This window comes from Novosphingobium sp. SG754, from assembly GCF_013149315.1.
GTDB classification, from domain to species: domain Bacteria; phylum Pseudomonadota; class Alphaproteobacteria; order Sphingomonadales; family Sphingomonadaceae; genus Novosphingobium; species Novosphingobium capsulatum.
The window spans coordinates 159,662-179,201 of the sequence record NZ_JABGCC010000001.1; the positions used below are offsets into that span (position 1 = coordinate 159,662).

Here is a 19,540-nt window from a genome sequence, read left to right on the forward strand (position 1 = left end):
GACCCATGACCCGCTACGACCAGCTGCGCGAGGCGCGCACCGCGCTCGATACCCCGCTTTTTGCCGGCCTGCCCGGCGATATCCGGGTGAGCTTCGAATTCTTTCCGCCCAAGACCGATGCGCTGATGGCACAGCTGTGGGACGTGGTGCAGACGCTGGCGCCGCTGCAGCCCGAATTCGTCTCGGTGACGTATGGCGCGGGCGGCTCCACCCGCGACCGCACGCATGACACGGTTGCCCGCATCATCCGCGAGGCGCGCCTGCCGGCCGCCGCGCATCTCACCTGCGTCGATGCCAGCAAGGCCGAAATCCGGGCCGTGGCGGAAGCCTATTGGGAAGCAGGCGTGCGCCACATCGTCGCCCTGCGCGGTGACATGGGCGCGCCTGGCGTGCCGTTTACCCCGCACCCCGATGGCTATGCCAATGCCGCCGAACTGGTAGCCGGGCTCAAGACGATTGCCCCGTTCGATATTTCGGTGGCGGCCTATCCCGAATGCCACCCGGATTCGCCCAGCCAGGAAGCAGACATCGACAATCTCAAGCGCAAGCTGGATGCCGGTGCGAGCCGCGCGATCAGCCAGTTCTTCTTCGAGCCGGAAACCTTCTTCCGTTTCCAGGACAAGCTGGCTGCGGCCGGGATCGCCGCGCCGGTGCTGCCGGGCATTCTGCCAGTGTCCAACTTTGCCCAGACGCGCAAGTTTGCCGCTGCCTGCGGCGCGGCACTGCCAGCCTGGATGGAAAGCCTGTTTGCCGGGCTCGACACGCACCCGGCCTCGCGCCAGCTGGTGGCCGCCACGGTTTCGGCCGAGTTCTGCCGCCGCCTCTACGCCGGTGGCGTGCGCGATTTCCACTTCTACACGCTCAACCGTGCCGAACTGAGCTATGCCATCTGCCATCTGCTGGGCCGCCGCCCGCACGGCGCTGCCGGCCTGGAGAATGCCGCATGACTGCTCTTGCCCCCAGCCAGGCGCGTGCCGCGCTGCTCGATCAGGCGCGCCAGCGTATCCTGATCACGGATGGCGCCTTTGGCACCGAGATCCAGAACCGCAAGCTGACCGAGGCGGATTATGCCGGCAATCTGGGCCTCACCCACGACCAGAAGGGCAACAACGATATCCTGGCGCTGACGCGGCCAGACGTGCCCGAGGCGATTCACCGCGCCTATTTCGAGGCCGGCGCCGATATTGCCGAAACCAACACCTTTTCGGCCAACCGCATCAGCCAGGCCGATTATGGCGCTGAACACCTCGTGCGCGAGATCAACCTGCAATCGGCCGCCCTGGCCCGCCGCGTTGCCGATGAATTTGCCGCGCGCGATGGCCGCCCGCGCTTTGTGGCCGGCGCTATCGGCCCGACCAACAAGACGCTGTCGCTCTCGCCCGATGTCAACGATCCCGGCTATCGCGAGATCGACTGGGATTTCCTGGTGGAGGTCTATCGCGAGCAGGCCGAGGCGCTGGTCGAGGGCGGCGCCGATTTCATCCTGGTGGAAACCGTGTTCGACACGCTTAACTGCAAGGCCGCGATCATGGCGGTCAAGCAACTGGAGCGGCAACTGGGCCGCGAAGTGCCGATCATGCTGTCGATGACGCTGACCGATCTTTCGGGCCGCAACCTGTCGGGCCATACGGTGGAGGCATTCTGGTGTGCCGTGCGCCATGCCCGCCCGGTGACCGTGGGCCTCAACTGCTCGTTCGGCGCCACCCAGTTGCGCCCGCATGTGAAGGCGCTGGCCGAAACCGCCGACACATTGATCATGATCTATCCCAACGCCGGCTTGCCCAACGAACTGGGCCAGTATGACGAAGAGCCCGACACGACTGCCGGCCTCGTTGGCGAATGGGCCGTGGCCGGCCAGGTCAACGTGCTGGGTGGCTGCTGCGGTTCCACGCCCGCGCATATCGCCGCCATGGCGCGCAAGGTCAGCGGCCTTGCGCCGCGCAGCCTAGCCCAGCCCGAACCGCTCACCCGCCTTGCCGGCCTCGAACCGTTTGTGATGATCAAGTGATGACCGAACAGAACACCACCGGGATGACCAATTCCGGCTCGCGTTTCGTCAATGTGGGCGAGCGCACCAATGTCACCGGCTCGGCCGCGTTCAAGAAGCTGATCCTGGCGGGCGACTATGCCAAGGCGGTGGAAGTCGCGCGCCAGCAGGTGGAAAACGGCGCCCAGATCATCGACGTCAACATGGACGAGGGCCTGCTCGACGCGGTCGAGGCCATGACCACCTACCTCAAGCTGATCGCGGCAGAGCCGGACATCGCGCGGGTGCCGGTGATGATCGACAGCTCCAAGTGGGAGGTGATCGAGGCCGGCCTGAAATGCGTTTCGGGCAAGCCGATCGTCAATTCGATCTCGATGAAGGAAGGCGAAGACGCGTTCCTGCACCACGCGCGGCTGTGCATGGATTATGGCGCCGCCGTGGTTGTCATGGCCTTTGACGAAAAGGGCCAGGCCGACACGCGCGAGCGCAAGGTGGAAATCTGCTGCCGCGCCTATGACCTCTTGATGGGTATCGGCTTTCCGCCCGAAGACGTGATCTTCGATCCTAACGTCTTTGCCGTGGCCACCGGGATCGAGGAGCACGACCGCTACGCCCTCGATTTCATCGAGGCGACGCGCGAGATCAAGGAACGCTGCCCGCACGTGCATATCTCGGGCGGCCTTTCGAACCTCTCGTTCAGCTTCCGCGGCAACGAGACGGTGCGCCGCGCCATGCACTCGGTGTTCCTCTATCACGCCATCCCCGCCGGCATGGACATGGCCATCGTCAATGCCGGTCAGCTCGACATCTACGACCAGATCGACCCGGTCTTGCGCGATGCCTGCGAAGACGTGCTGCTGATGCGCCACCCTGATGCGACCGAGCGCCTCATCGCGCTGGCCGAAAGCTTCAAGGGCAAGGACAAGGCGGCAGAAAAGGCCGCCGAGGAATGGCGCGGCTGGGACGTGGTGCGCCGCCTGGAACACGCCCTGGTCAAGGGCATGGACCAGTACATCGTCGAAGACACCGAGGAAGCCCGCGCCGCGATTGCCGCGCGCGGCGGGCGCCCGATCGAGGTGATCGAAGGCCCGCTGATGGAGGGCATGAACACGGTGGGCGACCTGTTCGGTTCAGGGAAAATGTTCCTGCCGCAGGTGGTGAAATCGGCCCGCGTGATGAGGAAGGCCGTCGCCCACCTGATCCCCTATATCGAGGCGGAAAAGCAGGCCGGCGCGCGCCCCAAGGGCCGCATCGTCATGGCCACGGTCAAGGGCGACGTGCACGATATCGGCAAGAACATCGTCGGCGTCGTGCTGCAGTGCAATGGCTATGAAGTGATCGACCTCGGCGTCATGGTGCCGTGGTCCAAGATCCTCGACACCGCGCGCGAGCAGGATGCCGATATCATTGGCCTGTCCGGCCTGATCACCCCCTCGCTCGACGAGATGGTGACCGTGGCCGAGGAAATGCAGCGCGCCGGCATGACCATTCCGCTGCTGATCGGCGGCGCCACCACCAGCAAGGTGCATACCGCGCTGCGCATCGATCCGGCCTATGACGGCCCGGTGGTTCACGTGCTCGACGCCAGCCGCGCCGTGGGCGTCGCCAGCCAGCTCTTGTCCGATACCCAGGCCGAAGGTTTCATCGCCGCCACGGCCGACGAATACCAGCACGTGCGCGATGCCCGCGCGGGCAAGGGCGGCTCCAAGCTGCTCAGCCTGGAAGACGCGCGCGCCAATGGCTTTGTCGCCGAATTCGCGCACAAGCCGGCGCCGCCAGCGCAGCCCGGGCTGCACGTCTTTGCCGAATGGGATCTGGCCGATCTGGTCGAATGCTTTGACTGGACGCCGTTCTTCCGCGCCTGGGAACTGGCGGGCACCTATCCCGCGATCCTCGACGATGCCGTGGTGGGCGAAAGCGCGCGCAGTCTCTATGCCGATGCTCGTGCCATGCTCGACAAGATCGTTGCCGAAAAGTGGCTGACGGCCAAGGGCGTCTGCGGTTTCTGGCCGGCGGCGCGCCATGGCGACGATGTCGTGCTGCACCCCGACGACGACGAGCAGATGGTGCGCTTGCCGTTCCTGCGCCAGCAGTTCGCCAAGAGCCGGGGCCGCGCCAACTATTGCCTGGCGGATTTCATCGATCCCGCCGGTGACTGGCTAGGCGGCTTTGCCGTGGGCATCCATGGGATCGAGCCGCACCTGGCGCGCTTCCAGGCCGGGCACGATGACTATTCCGACATCCTGCTCAAGGCGCTGGCCGATCGCTTTGCCGAAGCCTTCGCCGAACGCCTGCACAGTCACGTTCGCACCACGCTGTGGGGCTATGCGCCGGGCGAGCAGCTGACCAACGAGGCACTGATCCGCGAGGAATATCGCGGCATCCGCCCCGCGCCCGGCTATCCGGCGTGCCCGGATCACAGCCTCAAGCCGATCCTGTTCGACCTGCTCGATGCGCCGGGCAATGCCGGGATCGTCCTTACGGAAAGCCAGGCCATGCTGCCCACGGCGGCGGTTTCCGGCTTCTATTTCGCCCACCCCGACAGCCAGTACTTTGGCGTGGCCACGATCGGGCGCGATCAGCTGGCCGATTATGCCGGGCGGCGCGGGGTGGATCTGGCCGTGGCCGAACGCTGGCTGCGCCCCAACCTGGACTAAGTTTGGGCAAAAAGCCCCCTCCTCTGAAGAGGAGGGGGAGCAAAAGATCAGGGATGAACGGGCTTTTCATCCGCGTAGATCGCCACTTCGGGCGCCTGCTTGCTGCTGATCGAGCCGCGGAACATGCCGGCGGTGTTGAGGGCAAAGCCCACGTGGCCATCGCGGTCCATCGCGATCAGCCCGCCATCGCCGCCGATTTCGGCGATTTCGTCGATCGTGTCCTGCGCGGCTTCGCCCACCTTTTCGTCGCGCCAGGCGATACGGTCGCACACCTGGCGGCCGGCGGATTGGCGGATGAAGTATTCACCCGTGCCGGTGGCAGACACCGCGCAATTGCCATCGATCGCATAAGTGCCCGCGCCGATCAGCGGGGAATCGCCGATCCGGCCCCAGCGCTTGCCGGTCAGGCCGCCGGTGGACGTGGCAGCGGCAAGGTGGCCGTGGACATCGCGCGCGACCGCGCCAACCGTGCCATAGCGGTGCTCGGGCCGCGGCGTGGCATCGAGCACACGCGGCGACAGCGCGCTGACGTGCTCCTTCTTCCACTCCAGATAGTCGTTCCAACGCTTTTGCGTGAAGAAGTACTTGGGATCGACCTGCTCGATGCCCTGTTCGCGGGCAAACTGGTCGGCGCCCGCGCCGGCCAGCAGCACGTGGCGGGAATGCTCCATAACGGCGCGCGCGGCGCGGATCGGGTTCTTGGTGGTGGTCAGCGCCGCCACGGCGCCGGCTTCGCCAGTGCTGCCGTCCATGATCGCGGCGTCCAGCTGGTTCTTGCCCTCGGCATCGAACACCGCGCCGCGTCCGGCGTTGAACTGCGGATCGTCTTCCATCACGCGCACGGCCGCTTCCACGGCGTCCAGGCTCGATCCCCCGGCCTTGAGCACGGCCGATCCGGCGGCGAGCGCGGCCTTGAGGCCGGCGCGATACGAGGCATCTTCAGCTGGCGTGGTTTCCCCGCGCGGTGCGGCGCCGGCGCCACCGTGAATCGCCAGCGACCAGCCGGCATCGGCGGGATAGGGCACGCCGGCCAGCTTGCCCTGCTTGACGCTGGCGGTGCCGGCAAAGGCCGGCGCCGTAACCGCCAGGGTGCCCAAGTCCAGCACGCTGTCAGGGCCGATCCCGGTTACCTTGATCGCCGGCCAATCGAGCGGTTGGCCTGGCTTGGCACCGGGCGCGCCGACCGGCTGCACCAGCCAGGCATAGGTACCGGCCGGCCCCTTGAGCCGGGCCTTGCCCGCGCCATCGACGATCAGCGAGGCGCCTTCATCCACGCCCAGGCCCACGGCCGCCTTGTCGGCCGTGGTCGCGCGGGTCTTGGCCACAAAGGCGATCAGGCGGCCGAGGCGATCACGCCGGGTGAAATGGGTGTCGGTGACGACATGGTCCATACGCGGCAGGTGCAGGAAATCCTCCACCATCGTCACGCCCTCGCCCAGGGGGTCGCGCAAGGCCGGGCCTGACGTGGCGCTGCCGCCGTCCATCGCGCCATAGACATGCGCGCCCAGGATCGCCAGGCCAGCACTGGTGCCGCCGATCGGGTGCCCGCTGGCAGCCAGCCGGTCGAGCGCGGTGGCCAGCGGCGTGCCCTGCCAGAAGCGCACATAGCGGGCCTGGTCACCCCCGGCGATATAGACGCCATCGGCCTTGGCCACGGCGGCCAGCACCACCGGGTCGCTTGCGGCCTTGCGATCGTCGAACACGAAGGTTTCGACCGAAGTGACGCCGCCGATGCTGTGCATGAACTCATCGCCGGCATCGCCCGCGCCCGATGCCCGCAGCACCACGATATGGCCATGCCCGGCCTGCGCCACGAACCAGCGGAACGCATCGCTGTCCCATTCTCCGCCGCCGGCCAGCAGCAGGCCCGGTGCCACCTTGGCCGGGGTGGGGGCGGCAAGATCACCGATCACATAGCGGGTATAGCCCGCTTCCGAGGCGCTTGCCGCGCCGCTGGCCATGGCCAGTACACTTGCCACTGTGATCAAGCCCCGGCGCAAAAACTGCATTTTCAAGCCCCTGTTTTGCCGTTTGTGGCTGTGGTTAGCGTGTAACACTTGTGATTGATACTGAATTAATTGGCGATTTTACGTTGCAAGTGGTTGTCACCTGCAACCATAACCGCCCTATCGAAGCGCGATCACAGGGGGCTGTCAACAATGCGCACGTCAAAAGCTTGGTTGGTTGCAGGGTGTGCATGGGGCGGCCTTGCCCTGGCTGGGGCGCTTCATGCGCAAGAGGCGCCTGCCGGCACGCCGGCGATCACCCAGTTGCCATCTTCATCCCCCACGCCAGACCAGCCGGGCACGCCCGAAAGCGCGATCGTCGTGCTGGGCAGCCGCATTCCGCGCGTGGAAATGGAAGGCCCCGCGCCGGTCACCGCCGTGACCGCGCAGGACATTCTGCGCAACGGCTATCAGTCGGTGCCCGATCTGCTGCGCGCGCTCACGCAAAATGGCGGCGAAACGCAAAGCCAGCAATCGGGCAATGGCGCGGCCTTCACGCCCGGCGCGCAGCAGGTGGACTTGCGCGGGCTTGGCCCCAACCACACCCTGGTGCTGGTCAACGGGCGGCGGATCGCCGATTTTCCCCTGCCGTTCAACGGGCAGAGCAATTTCACCGACATTTCCAACATTCCCGTCGGCCTGATCGAGCGGGTGGAAGTGTTGAGCGGCAGCGCCTCGGCGATCTATGGCTCGGACGCGATTTCGGGCGTGGTCAATTTCCAGCTCAAGAAAAGCGTCGATGGCACGCGGATCGACTATCGTTATGGCGATACGCAGCACGGCGGCGGCGCCTCGCACCGGCTGACCTTGACCACCGGCTGGAATGCCGGCGCGTTTCATGGCGTGATCGGGGTGGAAGGCCTCTATCAAAAGCCGCTGTGGCAGTATCAGCGGGCGCGGCAGGATTCGGTGTTGGACGATCCGGTTGGCGGGCTGGCGCGCCGCACGTTCCTGCGCACCGATGAATATACCGACTATCTCGATCCCGGCGCGGCGACCTGCGCCAGCCTGTCGGGCCTCAACGGCGGCAGCACGTTCCGCGCCAGCCGCCCGCGCTATGGCGCCGATGGCGGGCCGGGCTATTACTGCGGCTCGAACAGCTCGGTCGCCTATGGCACGATGATTTCAGAACGCAAATCGGTGAACGCCTTTGGCGCGATCGGGCTCGACCTACCTAATGGCATGGAACTGTTCACCGATTTCCAGGCCAGCTACAGCAAGGTGGCGCTGCTGCCCGATGTGCTGACTTGGTATTACGAAACCCCCGACGGCAACCAGGAGGGCACGTTCTACAACACGCAGATGCCCACCAGCCTCAATCCGACCAAGCTGGACAACTGGTATCGCCAGTTCACGCCCGAGGAAATGGGCGGCCTGCGCAACGGCATGACGCGCAACCGCTCGGTCAGCTTCACGGTCACGCCGGGCCTGCGCGGCAAGTTCGGCAAGAACCAGGCCTGGGCTTATGAGCTGTCGTTCAACCACTCGGAATACCGCAGCAAGGTATCGTTCCCGCAGGTGGTGATCTCCAAGGCGAATGCCTTTTTCCTGGGCCAGCAGCAGGGGGTTGACCCCGATAGCGGCTATGCGGTGTTTTCGGCCGATCCGGCGCGGTTCTATACCCCGCTCACCACATCGCAGTACAATTCGATCACCGAAAACGCGATCTATCACCCGCGTTCCTATACCGACAACCTCGCTTTCAGCCTGACCAACGGCGAAGTCCTGCGCCTGCCGGCAGGGGCCGTGGGCGTGGCGCTGGTGGGCGAATATGGCGGGCAGGGCTATGACCTGCGGCCCGATCCCAAGGCGCTGGAGCACTATTACGTTGGCCTGACCGACAGCGACGGCAAGGGCAGCCGCCGCCACTGGGCGCTGGGCGGCGAATTGCGCGTGCCGGTGCTCTCGTTCCTGCAGCTCTCGGGCGCGGCGCGCTATGACCATTTCCACGTGGTCGACAACAGCTTTGGCAAAGCCACCTGGAACCTAGGGGCAGAGCTGCGCCCGACCAGCCGCCTGCTGCTGCGCGGCGCGATGGGCACCGGCTTTCGCGCGCCCGATCTGCACTATGTGTTCTCGGGCAATGGTGACACCCATCCCGATGGCACCGATTACCTGACCTGCCGGCGCGAGAATGCCGGCGCCACCTATAGCCAATGCGACGATTACGAGGTTGGCATTACCAGCCACCGCAGCGGCAACCGCGCGCTCAAGCCCGAAACCAGCAAGTCGATCAACGCCGGGGTGTTCTGGCAGCCCGATCGTGCGGTCGATCTTTCGGTCGATTACTTCAAGGTCACCCTGGAAAACCAGGTGCTCGATCTCAGCAAGGATGAACTGCTGCGCCGCGAATCCGATTGCGTGCTGGGCGAGACGGTCTCGGGCGCGGCGGTCAACGCCAGTTCACCCACCTGCCTCGATGCCATCGCGCGGGTGCAGCGCTATGCGTCCGGCGCCTTCGCGGGGCAGCTTCAGGGCGTTTACGTCAACCCGATCAACGTGGCGCGCGAACAGACCGACGGCATCGACGTGGCCTTCCACTGGCGCGCCTCGGAAATCCAGGGGTTGGGCTTCCTCAGCTTTGCACTGGGGTACACCTATGTGTTCAACCACACGTTCCGCCAGTATGCCGGCGACGCGGTGATCAACAAGCTGGCCTATGACAGCGGCTACGACATCCCGCGTGACAAGGGCACGGCCAGCCTAACCCTGGTCAACGGCAAGTTCACCACCACGCTGCAGGGCCAGATGCTCGGCCGCCTGCCCAATTATGACGAAACGGCGTTCATCAAGCCGACCACTACCTTCAACCTTTCAGCCCAGTACAAGATCACCGATCATGTCCAGGTTTCAGGCACGGTGACCAACCTGTTCGATACCAGCCCCAATGTCGATCGCACCTATGGCAGCTATCCCTATTACGACATCTCGTGGTTCGATGGCGTGGGACGCAGCTTCTATCTGCAGCTGACCTGGAAGCTGGGCGGGAAGGGGCTCTAACCGGTCAGCCGCATACAACAGCGGGCGGCGTGTTGGTACACGCCGCCCGCCTGAATGTGGTCAGGTTTGCGATCCGCGCTTAGCGGCAGATGCGCACGCGTTCGTGATGGCGCCACACGATGCGGCAATCGCGGGCATAGCCATGGCGCTCCCACCGGCGGTGTTCCCAGCCGCGGCGATCACCGCGATGGTCCCAACCACGGTTGTTATTCCAGCCCCGGTTATCCCAGCCGCGGTGGTCTCCGCGGTGGCTGTGCTCCCAACCGCCCGGATGGGCCTGCGCGGCAGCGGGGGTAAGCAGCGCGGCGGCCAGGGCCACGCCAGCGATCTTGGTCAGTTTGGTGAGCATGGTGTTCTTCCTGCGTTAGGTCCTCAACGTAGGAAAAAACGTCTGCGCCTTTCAGGATGTTCCCAGTCTGAATGGATCGTATCGGGAGCGTACAGACTTCGCCTGGACTCGTTCAGCCACACTGGCCGCGATGCAGCAGCTTCTGGTCGGCCAGGACCAGCGCCATCATCGCTTCCACCACCGGCACGCCGCGAATGCCCACGCAGGGGTCGTGACGGCCCTTGGTGAACAGGTCGGTCGCCTCGCCATCGCGGGTGATCGTGGGCATGGGGGTGAGGATCGAGGACGTTGGCTTGAACGCGACGCGCACCGTCACCGGCTGGCCAGTGGAAATGCCCCCGGCAATGCCGCCGGCATGGTTGGCCAGGAATTCCGGGCCAGTCACGCGGGTGGGGTTGCCGCCATCGCTGCGCGGGCGCATCGGATCGGCATTGCCTTCGCCGGTATTGGCAGCGGCGGCAAAGCCATCGCCGATTTCCACGCCTTTGACCGCGTTGATGCCCATCATCGCATGGGCCAGTTCGGCGTCCAGCTTGGCATAGAGCGGCGCGCCCCAGCCGGCGGGCACGCCCGTGGCCACGCATTCCACCACCGCGCCCAGCGAAGAGCCGGCCTTGCGCGCCTTGTCCACCAGGGCTTCCCAGCGCGCAGCGGCCTGGGCATCGGGGCAGAAGAACGGGTTCTGGCCGATCTGCGCGGCGTCGAAATTGGCCATATCGATGGCATCGCCACCGATCGCGCTGACCCAGGCCAGGATCGTCACTTCCGGGATCACCAGCCGCGCCACGCCGCCCGCAGCCACGCGCGCGGCGGTTTCGCGTGCCGAAGACCGCCCACCGCCGCGATAGTCGCGAAAGCCGTACTTGGCATCATAGGCATAGTCGGCATGGCCCGGGCGATAGGCCTTGGCCACCTCGGAATAGTCCTTGGAGCGCTGGTCGGTGTTCTCGATCATCAGGCTGATCGGGGTGCCGGTGGTGCGCCCTTCGAACACGCCCGACAGAATCTTCACCTGGTCGGGCTCGTTGCGCTGGGTGGTAAAGCGCGACTGGCCCGGCCGGCGCGCGTCCAGATAGGGCTGGATCATCCCTTCATCGATCGCCAGCCCCGGCGGGCAGCCATCCACCACGGCGCCCAGCGCCGGCCCATGGCTTTCCCCCCAGGTGGTGAAGCGGAACATATGTCCGAAGGAATTGATGCTCATGGGGCCAGCGCTCTGTCTTATGGCGCGGGAAATGTCCACTGGTCGATGGCGGCGCGGCGCACTAAGGCACGTGGCCCATGTACCTCGTCGTCTTCCGCAACCGCAAGCATGCCGGCATCGATGCCGCCGCCTACGCCGCCGATGCCCAGGCGATGGAAGACCTGGCGCGCCGCCAGCCCGGCTTCCGCAGCTTCAAATCCTATGTCGCCGACGATGGTGAAGTGATCGCCCTGTCGGAATGGGATAGCGAAGCGGCGGCGCGTGCCTGGCGCACCCAGGCCGATCACGCGCAAGTGCAAGCCCGCGGCCGGTCTGATTACTACGAAAGCTATACCCTGTTCGCCGGCACCCCCAGCCGCATCCACCATTTCGAGAGGACCAAGGCATGAGCCTGACCGTCTATGGCATCCCCAACTGCGACACTGTGAAAAAGGCACGCACCTGGCTTGATGGGCAGGGGCTGGCCTACACGTTCCACGATTACAAGAAGCAGGGCGCCGATGCAGGCCAGGTGGCGGGCTGGGTGGCGGCGGCCGGGCTGGACAAGGTGCTCAACAAGGCCGGCACCACGTTCCGCAAGCTGCCCGAGGAAGACAAGGCCGACCTTACGACCGACAAGGCCGTGGCCCTGATGGTCGCGCAGCCCTCGCTGATCAAACGGCCGATCGTAGAGCATCCCGGCGGCCTGCTCGTGGGCTTCAAGCAGGCCGAATGGGAAGCTGCGCTGAGCCCTATGTGACTCAGGCCTGCGTGACCGTCACGATATAGTTCAGCGCCAGATCGTCTGACAGGTGCAGGCCCTTGGCCGGGCTCCAGGCGATGCCTTGCGGGTTGCCCATCTTGAGGCCGGCGGCGTCGAGCAGGTCGTGCAGTTCCAGCGGGGTGATGAAATCGTCCCAGTGGTGCGTGCCGCGCGGCACCATGCCCAGCCGCTCGGCCGCTTCGATCATCAACAGGCGCGAGGCGGGGGTGCGGTTGGGGGTGGACAGCACCATCAACCCGCCTTGGCCCAGCGTTGCTGCCAGCGCCGCCACGAAGGCAGGCTTGTCGGCCACATGCTCGATCACCTCCATTGAGGTGACGAGGTCGAACCCGGCCAGGCCAAGGTCACCCAGTTCGCCATGGCGATAGTCGATCGCCAGGCCGGCTCCCTCGGCATGGGCGCGCGCGGCCGCGATGTTTTCCGCCGCTGCATCCACTGCGGTGACATCCGCGCCCATGCGGCACAGCGGCTCTGCCAAGAGGCCCGCGCCACAGCCCACATCCAGCGCGCGCTTGCCCGCCAGGGGGCGCAAGGCGCGAGGATCGGCGCCGAAATGCGTGTCGATCGCGGCGCGGATGAAGGCCAGGCGCACGGGATTGAGGCGATGGAGCATGGCCGATTGGCCCTTCGGGTCCCACCAGTCGGCCGCCAACTTGCCGAAATGGGCGGCTTCTTCCGGGCGGATGGTCTGCGCGTTCAAGGATGTTGCATTGCTCATGCCACCTCCCTAAAGCGCCGCTTTCGCATGGTCCATGGGCTATGCGGGCAAGATTCTTTCTTTTGGCAGGTGGACAGGAGCACAAGCGTTGGCCCGGATCGTGATGAAATTCGGCGGCACCTCGATGGCCGGAACCGAGCGAATCCGCCGCGTCGCGCGGATCGTGCAGCGCCAGCAGGCCGCCGGCCATGAAGTGGCGGTGGTGGTTTCGGCCATGGCCGGGGAAACCGATCGCCTCGTCAACTTCTGCCGCGAAGCCAGCGCGCTCTATGATCCGGCGGAATACGATGTGGTGGTGGCCAGCGGCGAGCAGGTGACCTCGGGCCTTCTGGCCATGCATCTCCAGGCGTTGGGCTGCAAGGCGCGCTCGTGGCTGGGCTGGCAATTGCCGGTGCGCACCGACGATGCTTTCTCCAAGGCGCGCATCGAAGGCATCGATTCGGCCGAACTGCTGGCCAGCATGGGCGCGGGTGAAATCGCCGTGATCCCCGGCTTCCAAGGGCTGACCGAGAGCAACCGCATCACCACGCTGGGCCGTGGCGGATCGGATACTTCGGCCGTGGCCGTGGCCGCCGCGATCGGCGCCGACCGCTGCGATATCTATACCGACGTGGACGGGGTCTATACCACCGACCCGCGCATCGTGGCCAAGGCGCGCAAGCTCAAGGCCGTGACCTATGAAGAAATGCTGGAACTGGCCTCGGTCGGTTCCAAGGTCCTGCAAACCCGCTCCGTCTCGCTTGCGATGAAGGAGAACGTGCGGGTGCAGGTGTTGTCATCCTTCATCGACGACGATGCGCCGGCCGCCGACACCATCCCCGGCACGATGATCGTCGCGGACGAGGAACTGGAAGGGTACGAAATGGAACGCCAGCTGATCACCGGCATCGCCGCCGACAAGAACGAGGCCAAGGTCACTCTTACGCGGATCGCGGATCGCCCCGGCGCGGTCGCCTCGATCTTTGCCCCGCTGGCCGAAGCCAACATCAACGTCGACATGATCATCCAGAATATTGCCAAGGACAAGGGCGAGACGGATGTGACTTTCACCTGCCCGCAGGCCGACCTTGCCCGCACCCAGGCCCTGCTGGAAGAGCGCAAGGACCAGATCGGCTGGTATCGCCTGATCGCCGACAGCAAGGTGGCCAAGGTTTCCGTGGTGGGCGTGGGCATGCGCAGCCACGCCGGCGTTGCCAGCACGATGTTCAAGTCGCTGGCTGATCGCGGCATCAATATCCAGGCTATCTCGACCAGCGAAATCAAGGTTTCGGTGCTGATCGATGCCGACGAAGTGGAACTCGCCGTCCGCGTGCTCCACACTGCCTACGGCCTCGACGCCCAGTAACCCGCTGAAAAAAGCCCCCTCCTCTTCGCAAGGAGGGGGTTGGGGGTGGTGGACACTGTGCTCCACCCGCGCGCTGTTTACGCTTTCACCTTCGCGGCAAAGCTCTTGCGCAGCTTCATCAGCTTGGGCGGGATCACTGCCAGGCAATAGGGATTGCGCTGGCCTTCGCCTTCCCAATACTCCTGGTGGTAATCCTCGGCCGGATACCACGGGGCGACCGGCTCGATGCTGGTGACGATCGGCGCATCGCGCTCTGCCTGGGCGCGGGCGATCCCGGCCTTGGCTTCTTCTTCCTGCGCGGCATCGAGCGGAAACAACGCCGAGCGGTATTGCGTGCCGACATCGTTGCCCTGGCGGTTGAGCTGCGTCGGATCATGGGTGGCAAAGAAGATGTCGAGCAGCTGGCTATAGTCGATCACGGCGGGATCGAACGTCACGCGAATCGCTTCGGCATGGCCGGTCGTGCCACTGCACACCTGCTTGTACGTGGGATTTTCGCTGGTGCCGCCGATATAGCCGCTTTCCACGTTCGAAACGCCGATCACGTCGCGGAACACCGCTTCGGTGCACCAGAAACAGCCACCAGCCAGAATGGCCTGGTTGGCGGCGGAGGGGGTGGCGGAGGACGTCGCCATTGCGGGGGAACCCTTTCTGCAAGATTTGCCGCCCAGATAGGAACGGGCAGGGCGCCTGTCATCCTCTGGCGCGCGAATTGCCCGCTGGGGTACCCCACTGTCGTTGAATTGACACGCCCGAGGGCATAGATGCACGGCCATGACCCAGCTTTCCGTGGCCGCGCTCCAGCTTGCGCTCAACTCGCCCGATGCGGCAGACAATATCGCCGCCGTTTCCGCCCTGGTGGAACAGGCTGCCGCGCAAGGCGCGCAGGTGGTGCTGCCGCCCGAGCTGTTTGCCGGCCCCTATTTCTGCGTGACCGAGGACGAGGCGCGCTTTGCCCTGGCCCATCCGCTCGATCAGGACCCGTCGGTCAAGGCGATGCAGAAGCTGGCCAAGGGCCTGGGCATTGCCATCCCCACCAGCTTTTTCGAGCGGGAAGGGCCGCACTACTACAATACCCTGGCGATGATCGACGCTGACGGCACGATCATGGGCACCTATCGCAAGAGCCATATTCCCGATGGCCCGGGTTATGAGGAAAAGTACTATTTCCGCCCCGGCAACACCGGGTTCAAGGTGTGGGACGTGTTCGGTACGCGCATCGGCGTGGGCGTATGCTGGGACCAGTGGTATCCCGAATGCGCGCGGGCGATGGCGCTGATGGGCGCGCAGGTGCTGTTCTATCCCACCGCGATCGGTAGCGAGCCCTATGACGCTGATCTCGACACCAGCCGCGTGTGGCGCCGCGCGATGCTCGGCCATGCCGCGTCCAACTGCATGCCGGTGGTCGCTGCCAACCGCATCGGCGTGGAGGAAAACGACCAGGCGTTCTACGGGCACAGCTTCATCGCCAACGAATGGGGCGATTTCCTGGCGGAATATGGCGCGGCGGAAACCGGCGTGCTGGCCGCCACGCTCGATCTTGATGCCGCCGCGCGGCACCGCGCCGGCATGGGCTTCTTCCGCGATCGCCGCCCGCAGCTTTACACCCGCCTGTCGCAGGATATCTGACCGGGCATGCCCGCCACCGCGCTGCACCGCTATCTGATCGCCCTGGGCTCCAACGTGCGCCACCCGCGCCACGGGGCTCCGGCGCAGGTGCTGCGCGCGGCGGCGCGTGCGCTCGATGATGCGGGCCTGGCACTGCAGGCCTTTTCACCGATCATCGCCAGCGCGCCGCTCGGCCCGTCGCGGCGGCGCTATGCCAATGCCTGCGCGGTGATCGCCACCCGGCTCGATCCGCCACTGCTGTTGGCCCAGTTGCAAGGCCTGGAACACCGCTTCGGCCGCGTGCGCCGCGGCGCTCCCTGGCGGGCGCGCACGCTCGATCTCGATATCGTGCTGTGGTCGGGCGGGGCGCTGGCGGATATTCACGCTAACCTGGTCATTCCCCATCCCGCGTTCCGCCAGCGCCCGTTCGTGATCGGCCCGGCGCTGCATGTCGCCCGCGATTGGCGCGACCCACTCACAGGTTTGGCGACAAAACACCTGGCTTCCCGCTTGACCCGCCGCCGCCCCGCCCCTAGGTGAGCGCACCAACCAAGCGCCAAGCCGCGCCTCGGGGGCCCTTAGCTCAGTCGGTAGAGCAACTGACTTTTAATCAGTAGGTCGCTGGTTCGAATCCAGCAGGGCTCACCATTCTGCTTTTGCATGGTTTTCGGGTTGGATTGGCAGCCCTGGCTCTGGCGTGACATACTTGGCATCGCTCTCCCTTGCGCTGCGAAAAAATCCATATTTGCCGAAAGCCCATTTTACAGCGGCGCGGTGTCGCCTGGCATAGGGATGCGCCGGCGATACGGTTGGTTTTGTCGGGAATATTTACATTCATAATGGTGTGAGATTCCGTTTGTCGTTCTTTTCCAGCAACGTGCCAAAATGGTATGAATCGTGCTTAACGAGTAGTTAGGTATTGATTGGGGTGTAGGGGCGGGCGACATGAAGTTCAGCGGATATCGGGCAGGCATTGCCCTTGCAGCGTTCATCGCGATGTGCGGTACGGCAAATGCGGATTCGATCACGCTGGGATCGGGCGACATCGGGTCGAGCTTCACGCTCGACTACAATGGCTTTTCGAACGGAACGACCATTTCCGGTTTGACCGGGTCGACCACGTTCACGTTGACCGGCATTTCCGGCAACACCTACAATTTCGACTATTCGGTCAGCAACACGTCGTCTGCACCGGTGACGGGCTCGCGCATTTCGAGCTTTGCGTTCAACACCGATCCGACGATCGCGTCGGCGTCCAGCACGGGCGCCTACAGCTACACGACGCTGTCCTCGACCTATCCCAACGGCATTGGCACTGTCGATGTATGCTTCAAGGATGCGGTGACGGGCAGCTGCGCCGGTGGCGGCAGCGGCGGGCTTACCATCGGCCAGAGTGGCACCGGCACGTTTTCGCTCGGCTTCTCCGCGCCCGTCTCGTCACTCACGCTCAGTGATTTCTATGTCCGTTACCAGTCGATCACGGGCGTAGCCGGCATCAGCTCGGCCAGCGGTTCGGGTACGCTGACGAGTTCGGGATCGACCTCGAGCAGCAGCACCAGCAGCAGCAGCGGCGGTACGCCGGTTCCGGAACCGGGCATGCTCGGCTTGTTCGGCGCGGGCGTGATCGCGCTGGCCTTTGCGCGCCGCCGACCCAAGGCTGCAGTGGCCTGCTAAGAGATTTTTATTCCGGCCCTGCGGCGTGTGCTGCAGGGCCGGACCCATGTCATTCGGTTTTGCCAGCCTCGGCTGCCTGCAGATGCGCTGTGATGGTGGGATTGGCAGGCGCCGGCGTGGCGGCATCGCGCAGCAGTTGCAAGGCGCGCGCCCGCTCGTTTGGAACGCGCAACAGCTGCCACGCCAAGGTATCCATGATCGACGGATTTTCGGGGGCGAGGGCATAGGCCCGCTTGGCCAGGTCCAGCGCGCGCGCGGAATTTCCGACTCGATCCTGCGCGATGGCCAGATTGTTCAGCACCATTGCATTGCCTTGGGTGTTTGCCAGGATATGTTCGTAGCTGGCGATGGCTTGCCCCCAATTGTGCTGCTTCATCGCGGCATCGGCGGTGGCGAGTTCGCCCGCAAGGGCGCGGGGATCGGGAAAGCGGGCGCGCGCTGCCAGCGCCGCAGCTTGCGGATCGTTGGCACGGCGCGCGGCGTCAGCCATAAGCTGTGCATCTTCCGGTTGCAGCACCTTGCCCGCATCAGTCAGTGGCTTGAGCGTGGTGAGGGCCCCGCGCGGATCATTGCCGGCAAGTTGCGCTCGCGCCAGTTCCCGCCGCACCAGCGCGCTCTGCGGGTTGCGCACGAGAATCGGCGCCAGGCGGGCCGCTGCCTGTGCGGGCTGATCAAGCATCACCAGGACGCGGGCATATAAGACATCGGCTTCCTGGAGATTGGCGAGCGCCTTCTCATTGGCCTGAAGGATGTCGCGGGCGCCGGCCCAGTTCTTTTCCTCTGCCGCCAGGCGCGCGCGCAGATAGATGACGTTGCGATCCTGGGAATTGCCGAGTTGGGCCAGCGTCTGCTTCATATCGGCGAGGCGGCCGAGATCGCCCTGCACGCCAGCCTTGCCCGCCAATGCTGCAACATTGCCCGGATAGCGCTGCACTGCCCGATCATAGGCCATGAGAGCGTGGGCGAGATCACCCTGCGCAGTGGCGATCTGCGCATCGGCGATCATCACTTCGAGCAAGTCACCGCCGCTGCGCAGCGCGCGGTCGATCTTGGCGCGTGCACCGGCCAGATCACCACTTTGCAGATCCATCTGCGCGGCCAGAGTCAGGACGCGGGGTTCATTTGGCGCCTGAAGCAGTGCTGCGGTAATGGCCTTGGTGGCAGCAGCCCGGTCCTCTTTCGCGAGGAACGCCAGCGCGCGAAGCCGTTGCGAGGCAGCGTCTGACGTGGCGCCGAGATCGGCAAGCGTGCGATCGGGCAAGCCGCGCTGCAAATCGGCCTCGGCCACGAGCTGCGCCATATCCGCCGGCGCATGGCCTGATTTTGCCAGCTTTTCGAGTGAAGTCGCTGCCGCTTCGCCGTTGCCCAGCGCCAGCGCATTGCGGGCATGCAGTTCCAGCAGCCGGGGATCGTCGGGCGTGGCGGCCATCGCGATCGCCAGATCGCGTTGCGCGGCGGTAAAATCATGCGCGGCATATTCGCGCATGGCCCGCTGGCCGGCAGCCTTGGGATCTTCCCCGCAACCAGACAACAGCGCCGCGCCAAGACAGAAAATTGCTAGCGAACGTTTCGTATGGGCCATTAACGCTTCCCTCCGCGCTCGCTTCTACGCGTGGTCCATTGCGTTTGTCCTAACCGATTTAGGCGGACGAGGGGGGTAGCCTGGCGATGTTGCAGGGCGCGCTTCATCCCGTCGTAACCGGGGCCTCGCCCGCGTCTATGTCGCGCGTGATTTTCGTGAACACGATCGCGCAATGATGGTGTGGCCTCAGCGCGACTGCAACTGCCGCGCGTGATCGGCGGTTCAGATCAGAAAATCCGCAGCATCGTGCGGTTCATCGCGCCCAGCATCGGCATCAGCCAGCTTCTGGGCGTCATTGGCGGCCTTGGCCGCGGCGGTCTTGCCGGCGCGGTCGGCCAGGGCTTGCCAGGCGGCCTGGGAGCGCAGGTATTTGTCGCGCTGGTTGGCCAGGCCGCTGTCGCTGGCAGCCTTGGCGCTGAGGGCAACCTGCCTGAGGTAGAAGTCCTGTACTTCGGACATGGTCTTTTCCTTCGGGCGAGGTTGCCGGTTTGGCGTTCAGCCTACCATCTGGGCGACGATGTCGCGCAGTTGCTGCCGGCTCAACCCACAAGGGGCAGGTTGCGGGCGCTGGGCGCCGCGCGGAGAGGGCAGGGGGTAGGTGGTATGCAGATTGGAAGTAGAGAACGTATATTGCGTATTCATGATAG

17 protein-coding genes and 1 tRNA gene are annotated in these 19,540 nt (G+C 65.1%); 11 read left to right on the forward strand and 7 right to left on the reverse strand.

All coding sequences use genetic code 11. From position 1 onward, the window contains the following. The first annotated feature begins 5 nt into the window (after window positions 1-5). The 3 genes from metF to metH are packed head-to-tail and all read left to right on the forward strand — an operon-like array spanning window position 6 to window position 4,644. Complete coding sequence (gene metF / locus FHW97_RS00810) at window positions 6-947, forward strand: methylenetetrahydrofolate reductase [NAD(P)H] (protein ID WP_169041703.1); 942 nt, start codon at window positions 6-8, stop codon at window positions 945-947. Continuing rightward, complete coding sequence (locus FHW97_RS00815; RefSeq protein WP_171797751.1) at window positions 944-2,008, forward strand: homocysteine S-methyltransferase family protein; 1,065 nt, start codon at window positions 944-946, stop codon at window positions 2,006-2,008. Before metF ends, FHW97_RS00815 begins: the two co-directional genes overlap by 4 nt. Beyond that, complete coding sequence (gene metH, locus FHW97_RS00820) at window positions 2,008-4,644, forward strand: methionine synthase (protein WP_370525305.1); 2,637 nt, start codon at window positions 2,008-2,010, stop codon at window positions 4,642-4,644. Before FHW97_RS00815 ends, metH begins: the two co-directional genes overlap by 1 nt. 47 nt (window positions 4,645-4,691) lie before the next feature. On the opposite strand, the gene FHW97_RS00825 is transcribed toward metH, so the two are convergent. Continuing rightward, window positions 4,692-6,623, reverse strand: coding sequence for an isoaspartyl peptidase/L-asparaginase (locus FHW97_RS00825; protein WP_370525304.1), 1,932 nt, complete (start codon window positions 6,621-6,623; stop codon window positions 4,692-4,694). Between the two features lie 201 nt (window positions 6,624-6,824). Between FHW97_RS00825 and FHW97_RS00830 the strand changes: the two genes are divergently transcribed. Further along, window positions 6,825-9,650 (forward strand): TonB-dependent siderophore receptor, encoded by a 2,826-nt coding sequence (locus FHW97_RS00830; RefSeq protein WP_253941506.1) that lies wholly within the window; start codon window positions 6,825-6,827, stop codon window positions 9,648-9,650. 79 nt (window positions 9,651-9,729) lie between these two features. Here FHW97_RS00830 and FHW97_RS00835 read toward each other — a convergent pair whose 3' ends face one another. Then, window positions 9,730-9,999 carry a hypothetical protein gene (locus tag FHW97_RS00835; RefSeq protein ID WP_169041706.1) on the reverse strand — a complete coding sequence of 90 codons (270 nt, stop codon included), beginning with the start codon at window positions 9,997-9,999 and terminating at the stop codon, window positions 9,730-9,732. Window positions 10,000-10,111: 112 nt separating this feature from the next. Continuing rightward, window positions 10,112-11,203: a chorismate synthase gene (aroC, locus tag FHW97_RS00840; RefSeq protein ID WP_169041707.1), complete on the reverse strand. Its 1,092-nt coding sequence runs from the start codon at window positions 11,201-11,203 to the stop codon at window positions 10,112-10,114. A 77-nt stretch (window positions 11,204-11,280) separates the two neighbouring features. Here aroC and FHW97_RS00845 point away from each other — a divergent pair, with 77 nt between their 5' ends. Together FHW97_RS00845 and FHW97_RS00850 are read left to right on the forward strand one after the other, a co-directional pair. After that, the gene (locus tag FHW97_RS00845; RefSeq protein WP_169041708.1) at window positions 11,281-11,592 is read left to right on the forward strand and encodes an antibiotic biosynthesis monooxygenase; all 312 of its coding nucleotides are present in this window, start codon (window positions 11,281-11,283) and stop codon (window positions 11,590-11,592) included. Next, window positions 11,589-11,942: an arsenate reductase gene (locus FHW97_RS00850; RefSeq protein ID WP_171795546.1), complete on the forward strand. Its 354-nt coding sequence runs from the start codon at window positions 11,589-11,591 to the stop codon at window positions 11,940-11,942. Before FHW97_RS00845 ends, FHW97_RS00850 begins: the two co-directional genes overlap by 4 nt. A 1-nt stretch (window position 11,943) precedes the next feature. Here FHW97_RS00850 and ubiG read toward each other — a convergent pair whose 3' ends face one another. Next, a complete protein-coding gene (ubiG, locus tag FHW97_RS00855) occupies window positions 11,944-12,684 on the reverse strand; it encodes a bifunctional 2-polyprenyl-6-hydroxyphenol methylase/3-demethylubiquinol 3-O-methyltransferase UbiG (RefSeq protein WP_169041710.1) in 741 nt (246 codons plus the stop codon). 103 nt (window positions 12,685-12,787) lie between these two features. Between ubiG and FHW97_RS00860 the strand changes: the two genes are divergently transcribed. After that, window positions 12,788-14,029 carry an aspartate kinase gene (locus FHW97_RS00860; RefSeq protein WP_171796510.1) on the forward strand — a complete coding sequence of 414 codons (1,242 nt, stop codon included), beginning with the start codon at window positions 12,788-12,790 and terminating at the stop codon, window positions 14,027-14,029. Between the two features lie 77 nt (window positions 14,030-14,106). Here FHW97_RS00860 and msrA read toward each other — a convergent pair whose 3' ends face one another. Then, window positions 14,107-14,664, reverse strand: coding sequence for a peptide-methionine (S)-S-oxide reductase MsrA (msrA, locus tag FHW97_RS00865; RefSeq protein ID WP_168352617.1), 558 nt, complete (start codon window positions 14,662-14,664; stop codon window positions 14,107-14,109). 139 nt (window positions 14,665-14,803) lie between these two features. On the opposite strand from msrA, the gene aguB reads away from it, so the two are divergent. The 4 genes from aguB (at window position 14,804) to FHW97_RS00885 (ending at window position 17,311) form a co-directional block, all read left to right on the forward strand. Beyond that, window positions 14,804-15,658 carry an N-carbamoylputrescine amidase gene (gene aguB, locus FHW97_RS00870; protein WP_169041712.1) on the forward strand — a complete coding sequence of 285 codons (855 nt, stop codon included), beginning with the start codon at window positions 14,804-14,806 and terminating at the stop codon, window positions 15,656-15,658. A gap of 6 nt (window positions 15,659-15,664) precedes the next feature. Beyond that, window positions 15,665-16,177 carry a 2-amino-4-hydroxy-6-hydroxymethyldihydropteridine diphosphokinase gene (folK, locus tag FHW97_RS00875; protein ID WP_169041713.1) on the forward strand — a complete coding sequence of 171 codons (513 nt, stop codon included), beginning with the start codon at window positions 15,665-15,667 and terminating at the stop codon, window positions 16,175-16,177. Between the two features lie 32 nt (window positions 16,178-16,209). Further along, window positions 16,210-16,285, forward strand: a tRNA-Lys gene (locus FHW97_RS00880). Window positions 16,286-16,582: 297 nt separating this feature from the next. Next, the gene (locus FHW97_RS00885; protein ID WP_169041714.1) at window positions 16,583-17,311 is read left to right on the forward strand and encodes a cistern family PEP-CTERM protein; all 729 of its coding nucleotides are present in this window, start codon (window positions 16,583-16,585) and stop codon (window positions 17,309-17,311) included. Window positions 17,312-17,360: 49 nt separating this feature from the next. Here FHW97_RS00885 and FHW97_RS00890 read toward each other — a convergent pair whose 3' ends face one another. Next, window positions 17,361-18,797, reverse strand: a complete 1,437-nt coding sequence (locus tag FHW97_RS00890) for a tetratricopeptide repeat protein (protein WP_169041715.1) — start codon at window positions 18,795-18,797, stop codon at window positions 17,361-17,363. A gap of 318 nt (window positions 18,798-19,115) precedes the next feature. Further along, a complete protein-coding gene (locus tag FHW97_RS00895; RefSeq protein ID WP_107716714.1) occupies window positions 19,116-19,352 on the reverse strand; it encodes a hypothetical protein in 237 nt (78 codons plus the stop codon). Between the last annotated feature and the right edge of the window lie 188 nt (window positions 19,353-19,540).

What these genes read in the sequence shown, in the direction of transcription:
- FHW97_RS00850 (WP_171795546.1), top strand. Translation starts at nt 11,589, where the DNA reads ATGAGCCTGACCGTCTATGGCATCCCCAACTGCGACACTGTGAAAAAG.
- FHW97_RS00895 (WP_107716714.1), bottom strand. Translation starts at nt 19,352, where the DNA reads ATGTCCGAAGTACAGGACTTCTACCTCAGGCAGGTTGCCCTCAGCGCC.
- FHW97_RS00860 (WP_171796510.1), top strand. Translation starts at nt 12,788, where the DNA reads ATGAAATTCGGCGGCACCTCGATGGCCGGAACCGAGCGAATCCGCCGC.
- metH (WP_370525305.1), top strand. Translation starts at nt 2,008, where the DNA reads ATGACCGAACAGAACACCACCGGGATGACCAATTCCGGCTCGCGTTTC.
- msrA (WP_168352617.1), bottom strand. Translation starts at nt 14,664, where the DNA reads ATGGCGACGTCCTCCGCCACCCCCTCCGCCGCCAACCAGGCCATTCTG.
- FHW97_RS00845 (WP_169041708.1), top strand. Translation starts at nt 11,281, where the DNA reads ATGTACCTCGTCGTCTTCCGCAACCGCAAGCATGCCGGCATCGATGCC.
- aroC (WP_169041707.1), bottom strand. Translation starts at nt 11,203, where the DNA reads ATGAGCATCAATTCCTTCGGACATATGTTCCGCTTCACCACCTGGGGG.
- ubiG (WP_169041710.1), bottom strand. Translation starts at nt 12,684, where the DNA reads ATGAGCAATGCAACATCCTTGAACGCGCAGACCATCCGCCCGGAAGAA.
- FHW97_RS00835 (WP_169041706.1), bottom strand. Translation starts at nt 9,999, where the DNA reads ATGCTCACCAAACTGACCAAGATCGCTGGCGTGGCCCTGGCCGCCGCG.
- FHW97_RS00815 (WP_171797751.1), top strand. Translation starts at nt 944, where the DNA reads ATGACTGCTCTTGCCCCCAGCCAGGCGCGTGCCGCGCTGCTCGATCAG.
- folK (WP_169041713.1), top strand. Translation starts at nt 15,665, where the DNA reads ATGCCCGCCACCGCGCTGCACCGCTATCTGATCGCCCTGGGCTCCAAC.
- FHW97_RS00890 (WP_169041715.1), bottom strand. Translation starts at nt 18,797, where the DNA reads ATGCGCGAATATGCCGCGCATGATTTTACCGCCGCGCAACGCGATCTG.
- aguB (WP_169041712.1), top strand. Translation starts at nt 14,804, where the DNA reads ATGACCCAGCTTTCCGTGGCCGCGCTCCAGCTTGCGCTCAACTCGCCC.
- FHW97_RS00885 (WP_169041714.1), top strand. Translation starts at nt 16,583, where the DNA reads ATGAAGTTCAGCGGATATCGGGCAGGCATTGCCCTTGCAGCGTTCATC.
- metF (WP_169041703.1), top strand. Translation starts at nt 6, where the DNA reads ATGACCCGCTACGACCAGCTGCGCGAGGCGCGCACCGCGCTCGATACC.